Origin of the sequence: Chlamydia felis Fe/C-56, from assembly GCF_000009945.1 — a bacterium.
GTDB classification, from domain to species: domain Bacteria; phylum Chlamydiota; class Chlamydiia; order Chlamydiales; family Chlamydiaceae; genus Chlamydia; species Chlamydia felis.
This window is the reverse complement of record NC_007899.1, coordinates 58,544-78,196: the sequence shown is the minus strand read 5'-3', so window position 1 is coordinate 78,196 and position 19,653 is coordinate 58,544. Positions and strand designations below refer to the sequence as shown.

Sequence of the window (19,653 nt, the reverse complement as noted above, 5' to 3'; positions counted from 1 at the left end):
ATGTGTTCTATAAAATTTGAATATTACTTGTTAGTGGGATAAGTATTGCCAACATAATAATCCCTATAATTCCTCCAAGAAACACAAGGATAACCGGTTGGCACCACGAGGTTATCCAGGTTAGTGTTTTTTGGGTATCTTCATTATAAATATGTGCAACGTGACCCAGCACTTCAGAAAGCTCTCCGGATTCTTCTCCTAAAGAAACCATTCCCAAGGCTAATTTAGGCACCCACGGCCTTTTCGCTAGTTCCTTACTTAAAGAACTTCCTTCAACAACCGCGTGAATCATTTGCTTCATATCTTCTCGCAGCGTGTCATAAGGAACCGCTCCACAGCCCAACTCTAGTCCTTCTATTAGGGTTCCTCCACCACGAAGAATTGCAGAAACGACGGAGCAAAACCGACTAAATCCTAATTTGATGAAGAAATTCCTCGCCCCGGGAAGCGAAAAAAGGATCTTCTCAAACCATTTCTTCCAAAACAGTTTACGTCGTGTAATGACTATACTCGTAATGCCCGAAACTAAAATTCCAAAAAGCAGATATTTGTACTTACAGACAAAATCACTAAGACTAAATACTATAGAGGTAAGGGTATTGGGCTCCATATTCTCGAAGGTTTCCTTCAAAGAGGGAATCACTCCTGTAAGGAAAAAGAGAACTACGGCTAGGGAAAACACTAATAAAACTATCGGATAGCTAAGAGCTGCCGTAAGTTTCTTAGACATTTGCTCACGTTCTTCTAAGACCACAATGATGTTTTGCAAACATCCTTCTAGGTTCCCCACACTTTCTCCTGCAAGAATAGCGCTGCGATAAAAATTATCGAAAATATCGGGATAGGCCGCCATTGCCTGTGACAACGCTCCCCCAGAGCGCAGGTTTTCCATAAACGCTGTCAGTAGTCCTGACATTGCTTGTCCTTGATATTGATCGCGAAGTGAGGACAAGCTTTCGTATAAAGGAAGCCCTGAGCGGAGAAGAAGAAGCATCTGTTTTGAGAAAACAATTAACTCATTATTTTTTACTCGCACACGACGAGGTGCTACCTCGCGAATGGATAAAAGCTGAACGCCCTGCTGAGCAAGCTTCTCTTTTGCTTCTTGAAGATGTATCGCGTCTAACCAGTCTTGTTTACGCTGCTCTTTTGCATTGAGGTAGGTATAACGATATCGTGGCATATCCTCCCTCCCTAGTCATACCGTTTCGTAACACGAAACACTTCTGCAAGTGTTGTCTCTCCAGACAAAGCTAGAGAAACACCGTGATGTAGTAGTGGCTGAAAACCCTTCTGCTCGGCATGTTCTCGCAATGCATGATAAGGTTTATGCATAGCGATCTCCGAACGCAAAGCCGTGTCGGGATGCAGGAATTCATAAATCCCCTGACGCCCCTTATATCCGGAACGGAAACAATGCGAACATCCCTTCCCAAAAAACAACGGCGCATCCGGATCGCGACCTATAGACTGTAAAAATACTCTTTCTTGAATATTTGCTGCGCATTGCTCTTTACAGTGACGACAGATTTTCCTAACCAATCTTTGAGCAACAACACCAATGATTGTTGCTGATAATAGATAAGGCTCTACCCCCATATCTAACAGACGAGGAATCGCAGAAATCGCGTCATTAGTGTGAAGAGTACTAACAACGAGGTGCCCCGTTAACGCTGCCTGTATGGCAATTTCTGCTGTTTCTTGATCCCGGATTTCTCCAACCATAAGAACATCGGGGTCCTGACGGAGCAGGTGCCTTAAACCACAAGCAAATGACAGACCAATTTTTGGCTTCACAGCAATCTGGGCAATTCCTGGCAATTTGTATTCAGGAGGGTCTTCTATTGTCATAATATTGGCAAAAGGCCCTGAAAGATGCTGAATAACACTATAGAGTGTTGTAGTTTTCCCACTTCCTGTTGGTCCAGTTACTAATAATATGCCTTCAGGAACAGAAACCACTTCTTTAAATGATTGTTCGATATCTTCAGGCATGTGTAATCCGGAGATATCTAAAATTACATTACGCTTATCTAAAATCCTTAGAACAACACGTTCTCCGTAGATCACAGGAACAGTGCTTACACGCATATCTATTTCCTGACCACCTATTTGGATTTTTATTCTCCCGTCTTGAGGAAGACGATGTTCCGCAATGTCCATCTTTGCTAAAACTTTAATCCTGGTGATTAACGCAGAGCGCAGATGAGCAGGTGGTGAAAGGCGATCGTGAAGAACCCCATCTATACGATAACGTATACGCAAAGAGTCCTCTAAAGGTTCGAAATGAATATCCGAAGTACGCTCTTCTATAGCTTCTTTTAAGATAAGATTTAGAAAACGGACGACGGGGACAGAATCTGTGCTTTCTAAAAGATCTTCTTCTTCATTTGTCTGAGAAGCACTCCCATCTTTCATACTTAACAGCATATCAGAGGCTTTACCCTCTAAATTAGAGTAGATCTTTTGCAAACGGTGTAGGATATCCGCTTCATCTTTGAGAACAAAAAACACAGGCTTCTTTATAAGTAACTGCACTTCATCTTTGGCTATAAGCGAGGAAGCCCGTGCATAAGCCATGGTTACACTGTCTTCTCGCTCTTCTAACGGCAATAAGCAGTGCTTTTTTAGAAAGCTATAGGGCAGAGCATTAAGAAGCTCTTGGGATAGTAAAGCCTTACCGCCCATCATACTCGAGCCCCTCTACTTGAGACGCTGGTAGCTCTATAGCGGAAATTAGTTCTAATTTTTTATGAGCAGCCTTTGCAGCCTCTTCACCAGCACATAGTGCTTTACGGAATTCAGCATTTTCTCCGGGTCGTGAAGAAAGAATTGCCTCTTCTTGGCGCTCTTTTTTCTCAGCGGGATTATCTAGAATTTTCGGAGTGATAAATACAAACATCTCCGTTTGACTATCAGAGGTAGAATTCATGCCGAATAACTTCCCAATTCCGGGAATTTCTCCGAGAAAAGGAATCCCATCTTGAGAATCTGAGGCGTGCTTACAGCGCAACCCTCCAATAATTACCGTTTCTCCATCAGGAATACGCACTTTATTAGTAATATTACGTCGAGTAACATCAGGACGTTCATTCGTATTTTTCCCTGTAGTATCGAAGGTAATATCCGTCTCTAGGGTAATGTAGCTTTTCCCATCTTCCTCCCCCACATTGATCACGGGGAGCATTTTGATCATAATACCGTACTGCGCACGGTTATACTGAGCCTTTTCCTTATCTGCGGAAACAGCTATCGACATCTCCTCTACAATAGCAATTCTTGCAGGAGTTTGGTTCATGGTAACAACAGAAGGACTTGCATTAATACGAACATCTTCCTGAGCCATTAAAAATTGATAGGCAAGATCATAACTCGGAACTAACGAAGATCCTGTGCTGCCCTTAAATAAAAATTCTAAAATCCCGGAGCTTGTCCAAGAAACTGCGGAGGAGGTTTTCTTACAGACTTCTTCTCCGAGTCGCAAAAGATTTAACCCTGCTTGACGCTGGCTAGAAAGCTTTCTTTCAAATAGAAGAACCTCTATACGCACCATCTTTTTAGGAACGTCGAGTTTTTTTAACAACATTTTGATCCTAGGCAGGGCTTCTTTTTCCACAACCATGATCAAAGTTCCTGTTTTAGAATCTGCTATGAAATTCCCGTATTTTACAGATCCTTCCTTTGTAGCTCCTACTGAGGAAGTGTCAATGTGTATCGTAGAGGCCGCATCTCTTAACATAGATTCCGCAGAAGAAGAGGGCACCCCCCCTCCATCTTTACCAGCAAAGACATCATGCACTTGCGACAACAAAACTGCCAATTCTTGTGGGTCTGAGTGTTTTACACTATACCAGAAGACAGTTTTGTCCGTGGGATTCTCTATTCCCTCTTCAAGATCTTTAATCAAATCTACAGCCTGACGCACTAAAGCTGCGGTGCCACTTAAAAATAAAGAACGCCCCTGATTCTGAAGGGGAACAACTTTAAGACCTAGTCCCTCCTCATCACCCTCTTTAGTTACATCTTCTCGAAATGCCGCCTTAAGAATAGAGATCATTTCAGAAGCTTCTATCTTTGTTAAAGGGACGACACGATACTCCTGACGGACACTATCTTCTTGAATAAAGTCGTAAATTTTCAGAAGTTCGCTGATCTCTCCGACAGAACCAAACACCCATAATTTCCCGCCAAATAAATCGATATGCGTGGTATCGAGATTCGCGAATTTTCTTAAGATATGTTGATCTGCTCGTACATCAATGTTTTTCGAATTTAACACATAGCCAATATAAGAGGATGGTGGAAGTAAATCTAAATCCTTCCTAGAAGAAAAAACGCCTGCAACACCGCAACCTTCTTTATGAGTAGTATAGAGCTCTTTAATCCAAGGACTTACCTGTCGCATGCCAATGCCAAGACGCGACAGCAACTGCAACAAGCATTCTTCAAACCCCTCTTTGGGAACCGTGAACTTTGATAATGCGGAAACTTTTATTGAACCGATATCTTGGGGCACCAAATAAATGACGTTGTCCTCACCATAATCTGAAACCAGATTATAGATTGTAGTCTCAGGATGGTGCCATAGGGCATACTCATCAGGGTTCTCTCCTCTTTCACGGATCTCTGCAGCCCAAAGATCCTCCATGCGTTTGATTTGCTTTTTGACATCCGTTAGCTTACTTAAAAGCAGCTTCCATCGAGCCTCATCTTCGCATCCCGCCTCACGCAAAGCTGCGGCCTCTTCATATAAACTCTTTAGCTGAAGGTTATATTCCTTCATATCTGCATTAAACGAGGCTAGGCCTGGAGAACTGTCTATAAACTCTTTGGAGTTTTCCAAGGAGGCGGCTTTTTCTGAAATAGTTAAGGCCTGTCCTGGCGTGCAACACGCTAAACTTGACAACCCAAAGAAATAAACTAAAGGATGACGCAAAAAACGCATTTATGATCCCCCACTATTGGTTCCCTCACTACCAGCAAGCAGCGGTCTCCCTGGATGTGCCTCTTCTTTAGCGGCAGCGGATCCAGAATCAAAACCCTGTTTCAAAGGCAGTGTCACAGCCTCTACTAGAGTCCTTTGTGCATTAAAAACATGCGCGCGCACAACAAACTCTCTAGATTCTTTTTCTATTTTATCAAAAACCAATAACGGCCCCTGAATTTTCCCCGACAGGTAATCTTCCAATTGTTCTTTGCGAGCAATCTTTTCCCATGTCTTTCCTGTGTATACTACCCAATCATCGGGGGAAAGAATCATTCTCTGCCCCCCAACTTGCACTATGGGGCGGGACCAGGAGCGCATCCCAACAAACTCAAATTCCTTAACGATCTCCGCAATCTCTATAAGAGAGCTCATGGTTTTCACTAAACTCATAGACTGATGAGAAGTTCCTCCAACATTCCAGAGCTCTATCACCATTACCTTCTCGTCTATTTTCTTAACTTCTAGAAGGGGCGCCTGTGAACTCTCTCCCCGAAATTCCCCACACGTCTGCCAACAGTTTCCATCCCAAAGCAAAATATCGCCAACAGCAAGGTAACGACTGTAGTTCTCATTCGATAAAGAAACAAAGTCTACACGTTCTTTAGCCGCCTTATCCGCATAATCAGCCCCTCCGTGCATCAGAAGAAACTTGTCGCCACCTATGCGACGAATCTTTTGCTTAACAGGGAAACTCGCGTCTACACGAACCCCACCAATTTCCCAGGACTCTAATCCCTTAGAGGGGGCATTTAAAAATAGAGTCTCCCTATCCTTAGGAGAAGTAACTATTTCCCCGTTCACGCCTATCAAACGCACCTTTATCTCTATGCGGTTATCCACGCTCAAAGGACGACACTCTAACCATAAATCCGTGGGCTTCCCCTTAGGACTAAAGGTGAAAATTCCCCCATTAGGGGACGGGGCAACTTGTAAATATATCTTTTCATTAGCACTAGCAACGCATGAATCTTTCGAAGTGGCCAGCTCTAGAAAAAACTTCCCCCCCAAGGCATCGGGGCGCTTATTGCTTCCTAAAAACACGATTTCCTGTCTCAGATCCGGCAATCTTTCCCTCAGCTCTGGAAAATCCAGAGACCAGACCCCCGAAGAGAGGTCCCCTATTTGGGGGAATATCTTTGGTTTCTCAGATGCCCCGTCAAACTTCAAAGACACATCATAAAGATTTTCCAAGCGGTTTGGAGCTCCACACACCATCCAGAGCAGAGCAGCGATACTTATCAGACTGTAGCCTATCGAAAAAAGCTGGTGCATACTAGAAACAAGCCAAAAATAAAGTTATAAGATAACCGATTAGAGAAAAAAAATCAATTTATACAAACAAAAGCAACTATGTTTAACATTAAAAATAATTAAACAAAGAGAGAGTGCTTTTATAAGAAAACTAAATCTGAAGACACCGGACGATCTGTTAAACTAAAATTTTTATTCCCATCTATCAATACTGTATCCTCGATACGTATGCCTCCGACTCCGGGGAAATAAACTCCGGGCTCGACAGTTACTGTCATTCCCGTCTCTAGAGTGGCTGAACCAGATTTTGGAGAAAGTTGGGGGTATTCATGGATATTTCTTCCCACACCGTGGCCAACACCATGACAAAAATATTGTTCGAGATCGTAGCCCCTAAGGACTCGAGCAGCCTCTTCATGAATATCTAGACATGCAGCCCCTGCACAACAAAGCTTCATAGCAGCTCGCTGAGCTTCTACCACCGCAGGATAGCTCTCAACAAGGAGCGAATCTGGACGCCCCCAAGCCACCGTGCGTGTCATATCTGAGCAGTAGCCGTGGTACAGGACCCCTATATCAATAAGCACGATATCTCCCTTACGTAGGGCCCTGTTTGTAGGAACCGCATGAGGGAAAGCGGAATGATGACCGAAAGCAATAATGGGTGAAAAAGAGGGACCTTCGGCGCCAGCTTTTGCCCAAAACACGCGCAGGAGACGTACAACTTCTTGTTCTGTTATGCCCTCTTGCAGTATGGAAAGAACATGATCATACCCCTCGGAGCCTAAAATCGCCGCCTGACGCATTTTCTCTATTTCATCTGCAGATTTTACACTACGCAGCTTCTCTGTAAATAGGGTAGTAGGCACCCAAGAACACACCGCATTTTCTCTTTCTTGATATCTATGGTACGAAGTGTGGAGGCTATCAAATCCTATAGTTTGATATGTGGTTGTTTTAAGATAAGGAAGAAGAAATTCTGCAATATTTCTATCACAAAACACAAGGGAGGGGCCTTGAAGATCTGCATAGAGATCTTTATCCATACGATAAACAAAAAACACAACCTCATCTTTACCTATGAGAAGCGTTCCTGTAGTCACTTTATCATTAAGAAAGTACGCAAGATCCTCACTTCTTTCTACAATAAACCCGTCTATACCATAATCTGCTAGAGCTGCTTGCGCTCTTGCAATGCGATCCTGGAACATAATTTACTCCTTAATAAAATCCTCGTCTAAAACTAACCGACGTATTTGAGTGCCGTCAAAGGCTTTTTCCGGTTTACCTATTTGCCAGAGCAAGGAAAGCCAAGAGATATCGAAAGGCCGTAAAGTCTTACAAAACACTGTCTGCGTTAAAGTCTCTTTGATCAAAAGAGCCACAGCTTTTCTATCCACCTTTGCGTGACTTTCTGCAGCCAAGAAAAGAATCCATGATTTCAGTTCTTCTTCACCTATAAATGTCGGAGCACTGTCTATAGCGAATATACAAGGACCCATTTGAGAAAGTTCTATCCCTAGCTGTTTAAAATCCTCGACATGAGACGAAAGAAAAATCCCTTCTTGGGGAGTAACCTCTAAACATAAAGGGACCAAAAAAGACTGACTTTTATAGTTGTATTGTTGATTCTCCGTCAATGCGAGATAAAATAAATGTTTCCGAGCAGCTTCGGTGAAAATAGCATGAACACCTTCTGAGTCCTCTGCAAGAACAATTTTCCCTAAAGAAGTTAAAAACCGAACCTCTTGAGATACTCCCCAATCAATCTGCATTTGCCCATCCGTAGTTGGGATATCCTGTCCCTTATCAAGAAAAGGAAGGGGCACCTTGGGCGGTATTGATAATTCCGGTAATGAAATAGACTCCAAAGGCTCTACCGAAGATCTTTCTGCAAGGTGTTCATCAAAAAAGCGCAGGGCCGGCAAAGAAAATATTGTTTTTTCAGAAACAGAAGATTCTTGAGGGCGTGCCAAGACCTCTCCTATGGACTCTGAAAGAAATTCCCCAACGAATTCTTCCTTAAGTATTCTCACTTCCGTTTTCTGGGGATGCACATTGAAATCACACCACTCTGGGGGAAGATAGAGTTTTAAAACGAAAACGGGATGCCTTTGCGGAGGTAATAGCATGGAATAGGCTTCCCGTATTTGCTTTGAGATAAATACCGAATCTACAGGACGATCGTTAATAAAAACCCGCTGTCCTGAACGTGTTGGGCGATGAAAACCCGGGGAGCCTAGAAATCCTCTAACACAAACGGGTCTTTCACCACTATCCACTCTTAAAGCTTCCTGCATGAATCCTTCACCCATAACGAAGCCAACACGCTCGGCAAATCCCCGGTGCTTGAGTATATGAAACTCCTGTTGCCGTTCACTTACCCACGACCAGCCTACCCCCTCTATAGATAAAATCCTATTCTCTAATAGCTTTCTCATAGCTATCCGATCTGCTTGGGGACTCTTTTGAAAGCCTCGACGAACCGGGACATTGTAAAATAAAGAATCTATGGAAATTGTTGTCCCTAGCTGGCGCGGCTTGGCCTCTGATGCAATGATTTCCCCACCGTGAATGATTGTCCTAGAACCTTCACCTATTCTGGGACAGGAAAGGATTTCCATTTTAGAAATCGAAGCTATTGCGGGCAAAGCTTCCCCTCGGAAACCAAAACTAGATAATGAGAAAATATCAGAAAATTCCCCAATCTTTGAGGTGGCATGACGCTTAAGAGCCAGGGTGACATCCTCAGCACTCATTCCACAACCATTGTCTTTTACAACAATAAGGCCCTGTCCTCCTCCAAGGGTTTCCACCTCTATCTCATCAGCTCCAGCATCTAAGGCATTCTCTACCAACTCCTTAACAACAGATATGGAGTTCTCAATAACTTCTCCTGCAGCTATCTGATTAATCGTAGTTGTATCGAGCAGTTGAATGAGGGGTCTGGAAGGCATAGCAAATTCTAATAAAGGATCTTGCGAGAGCAAAAAGTAAAATACCTAAACACTAATGTCAAGACACGTAATTTTTATAATACGTAAAGCCAAGGAAAAGAACAACTTACCAAATAATTAATTGTAAATTGTGGAATTACGCCCAATTAACAACTTGTTTTTTCAAATTAATTAATTTTAAAATTTAATTATGAATTAAATAATTTTAATTTTAGGAATTATATTCAATGAGCAAGCCTACTTCCAATAATTCTAAAAAGCCATCAGCCTCGTTTAATAAAAAAACACGTAGCCGACTCGCTGAGCTTGCTGCACAAAAAAAAGCTAAGGCTAATGATTTAGAACAGAAATACCCAACCCCCACAGAAGAAGAAACCAAGAAAGCCTTAATGGATATCTTACAAGGGCTTAACAATGGATTAACCCTTCAGCAAATCCTAGGTTTATCTGACGTATTATTAGAAGAGATTTATACAATTGCCTACAGTTTCTATTCCCAAGGGAAGTATAACGAAGCTATTGGTCTTTTCCAAATCCTTACAGCTTCTAAACCTCAGTGCTACAAGTATATTTTAGGCTTAAGCTCATGTTATCATCAGCTCAAAATGTACAATGAAGCGGCCTTTGGCTTCTTCCTAGCTTTTGATGCGGAGCCTCAAAACCCCATCCCCCCTTATTACATAGCCGACAGCTTGATGAAGATCGATCAGGCTGAAGAATCCAGAGATTTCTTAGATATTACTATCGATATTTGCGCGGACAAACCTGAATTCAAAATTTTGAAAGAACGCTGCAATATTATGAAGGACTCTCTCAAAGACATGATCAAAGAAACAAGTCCAAACAAGAAAAAAGCTACCACGACTAAGTCCAAAACTTCGGGGAAAAAGAAATCCGGCGGGAAACGTTAATTTAGGGTTAGGAGAACTCCATTATGAACAAAAAAGTTAGAAAAACACACAAAACTGCTTCCAAAAAGCCTTCTGCAAAACGAGCTGAAACTGCTCCCGTATTATTCACAAACGAAACAGATAAACAAGAACAGGCAATTTCAAATTTAGAGAATTTAGTTTCCTCTATTTATGAAGATTTACCTTTAGCTCAAACGTTTTCTGGAATTCAAGATTCAAAACAATTAGCACAAATGATGGCTGCTTTAAATGGCACTTTGGATTCCTTACCTATCGAGAGCCTAACCGAGGGATTATTTACCAATCCTAAGGAAGATGCGAAGTTTGCTAAGGATTTGGCTTCCGTTCTTCATGGTTTGAAGAATCTATCCGAAACGGTAAACAAGCACATCTCTGACAAACAGTAGTTTTTCAATAAAATTAGATAACGTAGGGTAAAATAGAACATGTCTCTTTCTACCTCAGGTCCAGACAATACCAACCAGAAAAATATTTTGGCTCAGGTATTAGCTTCCACACCTCAAGCTGTACCTAATCCGGATAAACTTGCTGGCAATGAAACTAAGCAAATTCAGCAAACCCGTCAGGGGAAAAATGCTGAAATGCAAAGTGATTCTAGCATTGCTGGAACTCAGGGCAAAGAAAAATCCGGAGCCGTTTCTGAAGCACAAAATTCAGAAAACATCATGGCAGGTCAAGGAATTGCCGCAGGACAAGAGGCTGAATCCGCAGAAGCTGCTGCTGGCACTCAGACTGCCGGCGTAGCCACGTTCCAAGCTGCAAATTTACAAACTGCAATAGAAGAAACCAATAAGACATTGGAGAGCTCCATCTCCTCCTTGTCCTCAGTAGATTCTTCTCATTTACAAGAAATCCAACAACTAGTTTCTGCGGCCGTTAACGGGAAATCAAACACTGCTGTACGAGCTTTGGAAACCCCCGATCTTCCTAAACCATCTCTAACGCCCAGACAGGAAGTTATGGAAATTAGCATGGCCCTAGCCAAAGCTATCGCAGCTCTTGGGGAGGCTACAGCTTCAGCTCTCTCTGATTATCAAAGCACCCAAGCTCAAGCTTCAACTATGAACCGTCTGTCCTTGGAATCCCAAGGCTTGAAGATCGACTCTGAGCGCGAAGAATACCAAAAATTGCAAGAGATTCAGAAGAAAGCAGATAGCAACTCAACTCTCAATACGGTGAATACTGTGATGATAGCGGTTTCGGTAACCATCACCGTGGTCTCTATTGTTGCTTCACTATTTACCTGCGGCCTAGGTCTTATAGGAACCGCAGCCGCTGGAGCTACAGCAGCTGCCGCCGCCGCAACGGCAGGAGCCACAGCAGGTGTGGCTGCTGCAACATCCGTAGCAACAACTGTGGCTACACAAGTTACTGTACAGGCCGTAATGCAAGCGATCAAAACAGTTATTGTCCAGGCTATTAAACAGGCCATTATGCAAGCTGTTAAATCTGCCCTAAAACAGGGGATCAAACAAATTATCAAACAGGCTATTAAAGCTGCTGTAAAGACCTTATCGAAAAACCTGTCTAAAATTTTCCAGACAGGACAAAAAGCGCTTGCTAAATCATTCCCAAAACTTTCTAAAGTAATCAACACCCTAGGAAGCAAATGGGTAACAGCTGGGATGGGCGTTGTTGTCGCTGTGCCCGCCCTAGTTAAAGGTATAGGCGATATTCAGCTATCTAACATGCAATCCGAACTTGCCGACATTCAGAAAAAAACGGGGGCCCTAACAGCTCAATCAGAAATGATGAAGATGTTCACCCTATTTTGGCAACAAGCAAGTAAAATTGCAGCAAAGCAAACAGACAGTGCAAGTGAAATGCAGCAACAAGCAACTAAATTAGGTGCTCAAATTGCTAAAGCCTTCCAAGCCATCAGCTCGGGCTTAGCATCAGCAGTATAAAAATTATTTATTAAGAGGTTTTTTGCTATGACATCAGGAGTTAGCGGAAATAATAATACCGATCCTTCATTAGCTGCTCAGCTTGCGCAAAATGCCAGTGAGGCAGCCTCAAAGGCTCAAGGGCAAAGCAAAACTGGACACGCTACGGGTGCTCAGGGAGAAGTTGCTGCAAGTTTCGAGGATCTGATCCAAGAGACACAATCTCAGGGGACCTCTAAAAAAGAATCAACCTCTCAAACATCGAAAAGCTCCAAAACAGATAAATCTGGAAAAGCCTCTTCCTCTACTTCGGTATCTAGCGCATCGAGCACTGCTACAGCTCAAGCTGTGAAAGGACCTAAAGGCCTTCAACAAAACAATTATGAACTTCCCCAACTTCCCGTCCCTGAGCATAAGGAAGTTAACGGTGTTGTGCTTAAAAAAGGCATGGGAACTCTTGCCTTATTGGGACTGATTATGACTTTACTCGCCCAAGCTAGTGCAAAATCCTGGTCTTCACAGTTCCAACAACAAAACCAGGCCATTCAAAATCAGGTGGCAATGGCGCCAGAAATAGGGAATGCTATTAGAACCCAGGCCAATCACCAAGCCGCTGCGACAGAAACACAAGCTAAACAAAGCTTAATTTCTGGTATTGTAAACATTGTAGGTTTCGCTGTTTCCGTTGGAGGAGGTCTTCTTTCTGCAGCAAAAAGCTTAGGGGGAGTAAAATCTGCAGCTTTTGCGAAAGAAACCGCAGGTGCTGCCGGGTCTGCAGCTAGTTCCGCCACCTCTCAAGCTTCTAAAATGGTTTCAGATGCAGCTACTACAGCCACTAAGACAGCAACAGGCGCAGCTTCTTCGGCAGCAACAGGCGCAGCTAAAGCCGCCGCAGGTCTAGCCGATGATATGGCTGCGGGGGCCGCAAAAGTTGCTGCAGGAGCTGCAGGATCCGCAGGAAAAAGCAGCGGGCTATTTGGAAAAGTGTTAAACACTCCCGGATGGAAAGACAAGATTTCTCGAGGTATGAATGTTGTAAAAACTCAAGGAGGACGCGCAGCAGCCTTTGCTGGTAGAGCCCTTTCCACATCTATGCAGATGTCTCAAATGGTTCACGCCCTTACTGCGGGTATTGACGGGATTGTTGGCGGTGTTATGGGCGCAGAAATCGCTCACCACCAAAGACAGGCAGGTATGGCTGAAGCCCACGCTGAAGAATTAAAACAAATGACCTCCATTCAGAGTCAGTATGCAGGACAAGCTCAGCAGCTTCAAGAACAGTCTCAACAAAGTTTCAACTCTGCTTTACAAACCCTACAAAATATTGCCGATTCGCAAACACAAACAACCTCGGCAATCTTTAGTTAATTTGTCTCGAGACCGTTAAAAGCTAAGAAGGTCCCAACACTAGTTGTGTTGGGCTTTTTTTATGTAAAGCTGCTATACATTAAGAAACAATGTAGCCTTGGCGAAATTCTTCATGATAAACTAGGCGACAGCCTATGATCATAAACACAACAGCAAGAAGTAAGGATCCCGATAAGCTCTCCCCCAACAGAAGCCAACCATAGAATGTCGAAAATAAAGGCATAACTAGATTGCAAAAAGAAAGAAAAGTTGAAGAGAATTTTCTCAATAGTTTTGCGTAGAGGTGGTAGCTAATAAGATTTGAGAATAATACGAGGCAGAAAATAGCCTGAATAAACAAAACCTTATTACTTACGGGAACGGGATTCCATGTTTCAACAGCTAGAGAATGCCCCAAAGACAAAACTCCAGAAATAAGCATAGCATAGGCATTTATCGCCATTACCGATAAAGAAGAGTTTTTTTCTATTTTTCTTAATAATGTCCATCCGTAAGCAGAAAAACAAGTCGCAAGCAATAGTAAGATCTCGGGAAATCCCAATTGCCAACTCCATGCTTTTGCCTCAACCTCCCCGCCACCAAAGAATAGATAAGAGAGGTAGCCAAAAAGCCCCAAGCCTAGCCCCCCTATTTTTTTTAGGGTTACTGTTTCTCGTAGCTGAATATAGGAAAACAAAGCGGAAATGAATGGCGAAAGTCCGTAGATAAAGCAGGCTTTTGAAGAAGATAAGTTTTGCAGACCTAGGAATTCACAAACATTTGTTAGGTAGTATCCAACTATGGATAAAACAAAAACCGGGAAATATACATTCTTCGGTAATTTCAAAGACCCTTTTTTCCACAACACTATCCCCGCAAAAACTAAACCGGCAATCAACATACGGCTCCCTGTAACAAATAGAGGAGCTGACGCTTCCATAGCTAATTTGCTAAAAGAAAAAGACGAAGACCAAATAAATGCAGTAAAAAATACTAAAAAAATAGACATGAGGAATTGATATTTGGGATAGAAAAGCTCTTATTGTAAAAGAATAAAATTTTGGCTCCAACTCAAATATACTTTTACCATCAACTCATCTTAAAAAAACCTTTACCCCTCTCTGTGAATCCTAAACATTTTTAAGAAAACTCCCTTGCTTTGATCCGGAAAAACGTTACAATAACAGACTTAGAAAAACTCTCGATGGAAAGAAAATGATCCGCGTAATTTGCGACAACGAAACTTTTGAATTACCAACAGGCTCTACTGCTGCTGATTTCGCGAGCAAAATAAAAAATTCTCATTACTTTGCTGGCGTTGTCATAAATGATCAAATTAAAGATCTATCCACAACCCTAAGCGAAGGAGACGTTTTAAAATTTGTCACCTTCACAGATCCTGAAGGACGAGAGATTTTTCTACACACCTCTGCCCATATGCTAGCCCAAGCTGTACTACGCTTATGGCCCCAAGCTATTCCCACAATAGGTCCCGTTATAGATCTAGGATTTTACTATGATTTTGCCAATCTTTCCATTAGCGAAGACGACTTCCCCGCTATTGAAAACATGGTGGAGCAAATAGCTAAAGAGCGATTCGAGATATCTAAAAAAACATTTAATGATAAACAGGAAGCTTTACAAGAATTTGCAAGCAACCCATTTAAAGTAGAGCTCATTCAAGAATTCCCAGAAGACGAAAATATTACCTGCTACTCTCAAGGGGAATTCATGGATCTTTGTCGAGGTCCTCATCTTCCTTCAACAGCTCCTGTAAAAGCTTTTAAACTCCTACGCACATCAGCAGCATATTGGAGAGGAGATCCTTCTCGTGAATCTTTAGTAAGAATCTATGGAGTATCTTTCCCTACAACAAAAGAACTAAAAGAACATCTACATCAACTAGAAGAAGCTAAAAAGCGCGATCACCGTGTTTTAGGAACAAAACTCGATTTGTTTTCCCAGCAGGAGTGTTCCGCAGGAATGCCCTTCTTCCATCCTCGCGGCATGATCATTTGGGATGCATTAATAGGATATTGGAAACGTTTGCACCAACTTGCAGGTTATAAGGAAATCCTCACGCCTCAGCTTGTGAATCGTAGTCTTTGGGAAGTTTCCGGTCATTGGAGCAACTACAAAGAAAATATGTATACTCTAAAGATAGACGAAGAAGACTATGCAATTAAGCCCATGAACTGTCCTGGATGCATGTTATATTATAAGACGCGTCTACATAGTTATAAGGAATTTCCTCTAAGAATCGCAGAAATTGGCCACGTGCATCGTTATGAAATCTCTGGAGCTCTTTCGGGGCTTATGCGAGTACGCGCGTTTCACCAGGATGATGCCCACGTATTTCTTACTCCAGAGCAAGTAGAAGAGGAAACCCTAAATATTTTAAATTTAGTCTCTGAACTATATTCCACATTCGGACTAGAGTATCATCTAGAGCTATCCACACGACCAGAAAAAGCAACCATCGGAAGCGATGAACTATGGGATTTAGCCACAGCAGCCTTAGAGCGAGCTCTTATAAATTCCAATACTCCTTTCGTTATCAACCCTGGAGACGGAGCTTTTTACGGACCGAAAATTGATATTCATGTGAAGGATGCTATCCAGCGTACGTGGCAATGTGGAACCATTCAATTAGATATGTTCTTACCCGAACGCTTCGAATTGGAATATACCAATGCTCAAGGAGAAAAAAGCACTCCTATTATGTTACACCGAGCTTTGTTTGGTTCTATTGAAAGGTTTTTAGGAATTCTTATAGAACATTTCAAAGGTAGATTCCCTCTATGGCTAAGCCCTGAACATGTACGATTGATCACTGTAGCAGACCGACATCAACCTCGAGCTCAAGAACTCGCTACAGCGTGGCAGCAATTAGGCTTTGTAGTTACTGTGGACGACTCTAATGAATCCGTAAGTAAAAAAATCCGCAACGCGCAAAATATGCAAGTAAACTATATGGTTACCTTGGGAGACCGAGAAATAGAGGAAAATACTTTAGCCGTACGCACCCGAGATAACCGAGTGTTAAATAACATGACAATAGATACATTCATAAATACTATACTTGAAGAAAAGAACTCTTTGAGTTTAACTCCACTATTGTAGAACCCCGGATCCAAGGACAAACATCTCCAATGAAAACCATCGCTGTCAATAGCTTCAAAGGTGGAACAGCAAAAACATCAACAACCCTGCATTTAGGAGCGGCTTTAGCACAATATCATAATGCTCGAGTACTTCTCATTGATTTTGATGCTCAAGCAAATCTTACTTCGGGCCTGGGTCTTGATCCTGATTGTTACGATAGCTTAGCTGTTGTTCTTCAGGGAGAAAAAAATATTCATGAGGTTATTCGTCCCATCAAAGACACTGGATTAGACTTAATTCCCGCAGACACTTGGTTAGAGCGCGTCGAAGTTTCAGGGAATTTAGCCGCAGATCGTTATTCTCATGAACGGCTAAAACATATTTTGGCCTCCGTAGAAAATAATTACGATTATGTAATTATCGACACGCCCCCATCGCTATGCTGGCTTACAGAGTCCGCATTAATTGCTGCACAATATGCTTTAATTTGCGCCACTCCTGAATTTTACAGTGTTAAAGGTCTGGAAAGACTCTCATCATTTATTCAAGGTATCTCTTCTCGCCATCCACTGAGTGTTCTAGGGGTTGCCCTCTCTTTCTGGAACTGTCGCGGAAAGAACAACGCGGCTTTTGCTGATCTGATTCACAAAACATTCCCTGGAAGGCTATTAAATACAAAGATTCGTAGAGACATTACGATTTCTGAAGCCGCCATTCACGGGAAACCCGTATTTTCTACAGCACCTTCAGCAAGAGCTTCTGAGGATTACCTTAATCTAACCAAAGAATTGTTAATTTTACTAAGGGATATGTAATCCTATGGGAAATTTAAAAACGTTGTTAGAAAACCGTTTCAAGAAAAATACCCAAGATAAAATGGAAACGCTAACACGAAAGCGTATGGAAGGAGAGCTCTCCCCTTTCTTAAGCAGATTTTCCGATGTAAAATTATCCCTAAACGAAGAAGAAAAGTTCCGTCAGCTTTTACAACACTATACGTTTGACGAACAGATTTCTGAGGAAGATTTCAAAAATCTCTGTCACCTATCCGCGCAAATTAAACAAATCCACCACCAAGCCGTGCTTTTACATGGTGAACGTATAAAAAAAGTGCGGGATCTATTAAAAACCTACCGTGAGGGTGCATTTTCAGCCTGGCTGCTAATTACCTACGGCAACCGTCAAACCCCCTATAATTTCCTCGTATATTACGAGCTATTTTCCACTCTTCCTGAGCCCTTGAAAATAGAAGCAGAAAAAATGCCAAGACAGGCGATCTATACGTTAGCTTCTCGACAAGGGCCTCAAGAAAAAAAAGAAGCTATTATCCGTAATTACCGTGGAGAAAGCAAAGGAGAGATCTTAGATATTATCAGAAGAGAATTTCCTTTAATTTCTACCGATCGTCGTCAGACATGCCTAGCAAAACAAGCACTTGCCTTTCTTTCTAAAGGCTCGCAATTACTAAAAAAGTGCTCAGAATTATCTCCAGAGGATCATGCTGCCCTTGAAAAATTGATAAAAAAGCTTCAAAAAGTTAAAAGTAATTTCATTCCAAATACAAAGGTCTAAATATGGCAGCACAATCAAAAACACTAGAACTAGAAGACAATGTTTTTCTTATTCTTGAAGGAAATTTAAAAAGAATTTTCGCCACAGCTATTGGCTACACCACATTCCGAGAGTTTCAAAATGTTGTTTTTAACTGCTCTAATGGCCAACAAGAAATCGCGAATTTCTTTTTTGAAATGCTCATCAACGGCAAACTTATCCACGATCTTCCCGCTGAACAAAAACAAGCATCCAAAAGTTTAATTACTGAATTCATGATGCTTATTCGCGTTGCTAAGGATGTTCACGAGCGTGGTGAGTTCATTAATTTCATTACATCAGACATGCTCTCTCAACAAGAGCGCTGCGTATTTTTAAATCGTTTATCTAGAGTAGACGGTCAAGAATTCCTATTAATGACAGATGTTCAAAACACTTGCCATTTGATTCGTCACTTACTAGCAAGACTTTTGGAAGCACAAAAAAATCCTATAGGCGAGAAAAATCTCCGAGAAATTCAGGAAGATATAATATCCTTAAAGAATCATTTCGAAGAACTTGAGAAATCTTGTCAGTAAAATAAAAACATTATGAATAACAAAAAGCGCGTGCTTACCGGCGACCGACCAACGGGGAAACTACATTTAGGACACTGGGTCGGCTCTATTAAAAATCGTTTGGATTTACAGAATAACCCTGCTTACGAATGTTTTTTCATCGTTGCGGATCTTCACACTCTTACAACCAGGGTACGTAAAGAACAAGTTCTTGACGTGGATAATCACATTTACGAAGTTCTTGCGGACTGGTTGAGTGTGGGGATAGATCCAAGTAAATCTGCCATTTACTTACAGTCGGCCATCCCCGAAATTTATGAGCTTCATCTGCTGTTTTCCATGCTAATTTCGGTTAATCGAATTATGGGGCTCCCTAGCCTTAAGGAAATGGCAAAAAATGCCTCTATAGAAGAGGGGGGCTTGTCTCTAGGATTAGTAGGTTATCCCGTATTACAAAGTGCGGATATTCTTCTTGCCAAAGCTCAACTGGTTCCTGTAGGAAAAGATAATGAAGCTCATGTAGAGCTCACGCGTGATATTGCCCGCAATTTCAATCGTCTATACGGGGAGATCTTTCCGGAACCAGAAACTCTACAAGGAGATCTCACTTCTCTAGTAGGTATTGATGGCCAAGGAAAAATGAGCAAATCTGCAAATAATGCGATATACCTTTCTGATGATGCGGAGATAATCCAAGATAAAGTCAAAAGAATGTATACCGATCCAAACCGGATTCACGCCACGACACCAGGAAAAGTTGAAGGAAATCCCCTATTTATCTACCACGATATTTTCAACCCTAATAAAGAAGAAGTTGAAGAATTTAAAACGCGTTACCGTCAAGGGTGTATAAAAGACATTGAAGTAAAGGCGCGCCTCGCTGAGGAGCTTATCCTTTTCTTAAAACCTTTTAGAGAAAAACGCGCAGAGTTATTAGCAAAACCTCAAGTTCTTCATGAAGCTTTACAACTGGGGACAGAAAAAATGCGCGCTATAGCCAAAGAAACTATGGCAGAAGTACATGACACCTTAAGGCTAAGCCAAAAATGGCGTTCTCGCATGTTGCCATAAAACACATAC

16 protein-coding genes are annotated in these 19,653 nt (G+C 42.0%); 9 read left to right on the top strand and 7 right to left on the bottom strand.

All coding sequences use genetic code 11. The annotated features are described in order from the left end of the window. Positions 1-7: 7 nt before the first annotated feature. From CF_RS00345 to mutL, 6 genes are all read right to left on the bottom strand, one after another. The gene (locus CF_RS00345; protein WP_011457625.1) at positions 8-1,183 is read right to left on the bottom strand and encodes a type II secretion system F family protein; all 1,176 of its coding nucleotides are present in this window, start codon (positions 1,181-1,183) and stop codon (positions 8-10) included. An 11-nt stretch (positions 1,184-1,194) separates the two neighbouring features. Continuing rightward, positions 1,195-2,691, bottom strand: coding sequence for a GspE/PulE family protein (locus tag CF_RS00340; protein ID WP_011457624.1), 1,497 nt, complete (start codon positions 2,689-2,691; stop codon positions 1,195-1,197). Further along, complete coding sequence (locus CF_RS00335) at positions 2,678-4,945, bottom strand: secretin N-terminal domain-containing protein (RefSeq protein WP_011457623.1); 2,268 nt, start codon at positions 4,943-4,945, stop codon at positions 2,678-2,680. Before CF_RS00335 ends, CF_RS00340 begins: the two co-directional genes overlap by 14 nt. After that, a complete protein-coding gene (locus CF_RS00330; RefSeq protein ID WP_011457622.1) occupies positions 4,946-6,259 on the bottom strand; it encodes a hypothetical protein in 1,314 nt (437 codons plus the stop codon). 119 nt (positions 6,260-6,378) lie between these two features. Further along, entirely contained in the window at positions 6,379-7,449 is a 1,071-nt protein-coding gene (locus CF_RS00325; protein ID WP_011457621.1) for a M24 family metallopeptidase, read from the bottom strand. Positions 7,450-7,452: 3 nt separating this feature from the next. Then, the gene (mutL, locus tag CF_RS00320) at positions 7,453-9,195 is read right to left on the bottom strand and encodes a DNA mismatch repair endonuclease MutL (protein ID WP_011457620.1); all 1,743 of its coding nucleotides are present in this window, start codon (positions 9,193-9,195) and stop codon (positions 7,453-7,455) included. A gap of 227 nt (positions 9,196-9,422) precedes the next feature. On the opposite strand from mutL, the gene CF_RS00315 reads away from it, so the two are divergent. The 4 genes from CF_RS00315 to sctE are packed head-to-tail and all read left to right on the top strand — an operon-like array spanning position 9,423 to position 13,381. Continuing rightward, positions 9,423-10,106, top strand: a complete 684-nt coding sequence (locus CF_RS00315; protein WP_011457619.1) for a SycD/LcrH family type III secretion system chaperone — start codon at positions 9,423-9,425, stop codon at positions 10,104-10,106. 23 nt (positions 10,107-10,129) lie between these two features. Beyond that, positions 10,130-10,513, top strand: a complete 384-nt coding sequence (locus CF_RS00310; protein WP_011457618.1) for a hypothetical protein — start codon at positions 10,130-10,132, stop codon at positions 10,511-10,513. 39 nt (positions 10,514-10,552) lie between these two features. Next, positions 10,553-12,034 (top strand): type III secretion system membrane protein, encoded by a 1,482-nt coding sequence (locus CF_RS00305; protein WP_011457617.1) that lies wholly within the window; start codon positions 10,553-10,555, stop codon positions 12,032-12,034. A gap of 27 nt (positions 12,035-12,061) precedes the next feature. Further along, on the top strand, positions 12,062-13,381 hold the full coding sequence (sctE, locus tag CF_RS00300; protein WP_011457616.1) for a type III secretion system translocon subunit SctE: 1,320 nt from the start codon (positions 12,062-12,064) through the stop codon (positions 13,379-13,381). 79 nt (positions 13,382-13,460) lie between these two features. On the opposite strand, the gene CF_RS00295 is transcribed toward sctE, so the two are convergent. Next, complete coding sequence (locus tag CF_RS00295) at positions 13,461-14,369, bottom strand: DMT family transporter (RefSeq protein ID WP_011457615.1); 909 nt, start codon at positions 14,367-14,369, stop codon at positions 13,461-13,463. Between the two features lie 206 nt (positions 14,370-14,575). On the opposite strand from CF_RS00295, the gene thrS reads away from it, so the two are divergent. From thrS to trpS, 5 genes are read left to right on the top strand one after another with little or no spacing between them, the layout of a single operon-like run. After that, complete coding sequence (gene thrS / locus CF_RS00290; protein ID WP_011457614.1) at positions 14,576-16,483, top strand: threonine--tRNA ligase; 1,908 nt, start codon at positions 14,576-14,578, stop codon at positions 16,481-16,483. Between the two features lie 29 nt (positions 16,484-16,512). Further along, on the top strand, positions 16,513-17,280 hold the full coding sequence (locus CF_RS00285; RefSeq protein ID WP_011457613.1) for a ParA family protein: 768 nt from the start codon (positions 16,513-16,515) through the stop codon (positions 17,278-17,280). A gap of 4 nt (positions 17,281-17,284) precedes the next feature. Beyond that, a complete protein-coding gene (locus CF_RS00280) occupies positions 17,285-18,037 on the top strand; it encodes a pGP6-D family virulence protein (RefSeq protein WP_011457612.1) in 753 nt (250 codons plus the stop codon). A 2-nt stretch (positions 18,038-18,039) separates the two neighbouring features. Then, a complete protein-coding gene (locus CF_RS00275; protein WP_011457611.1) occupies positions 18,040-18,594 on the top strand; it encodes a DUF5414 family protein in 555 nt (184 codons plus the stop codon). 12 nt (positions 18,595-18,606) lie between these two features. Further along, positions 18,607-19,644 (top strand): tryptophan--tRNA ligase, encoded by a 1,038-nt coding sequence (gene trpS, locus CF_RS00270; RefSeq protein ID WP_011457610.1) that lies wholly within the window; start codon positions 18,607-18,609, stop codon positions 19,642-19,644. The last annotated feature ends 9 nt before the right edge of the window (positions 19,645-19,653 follow it).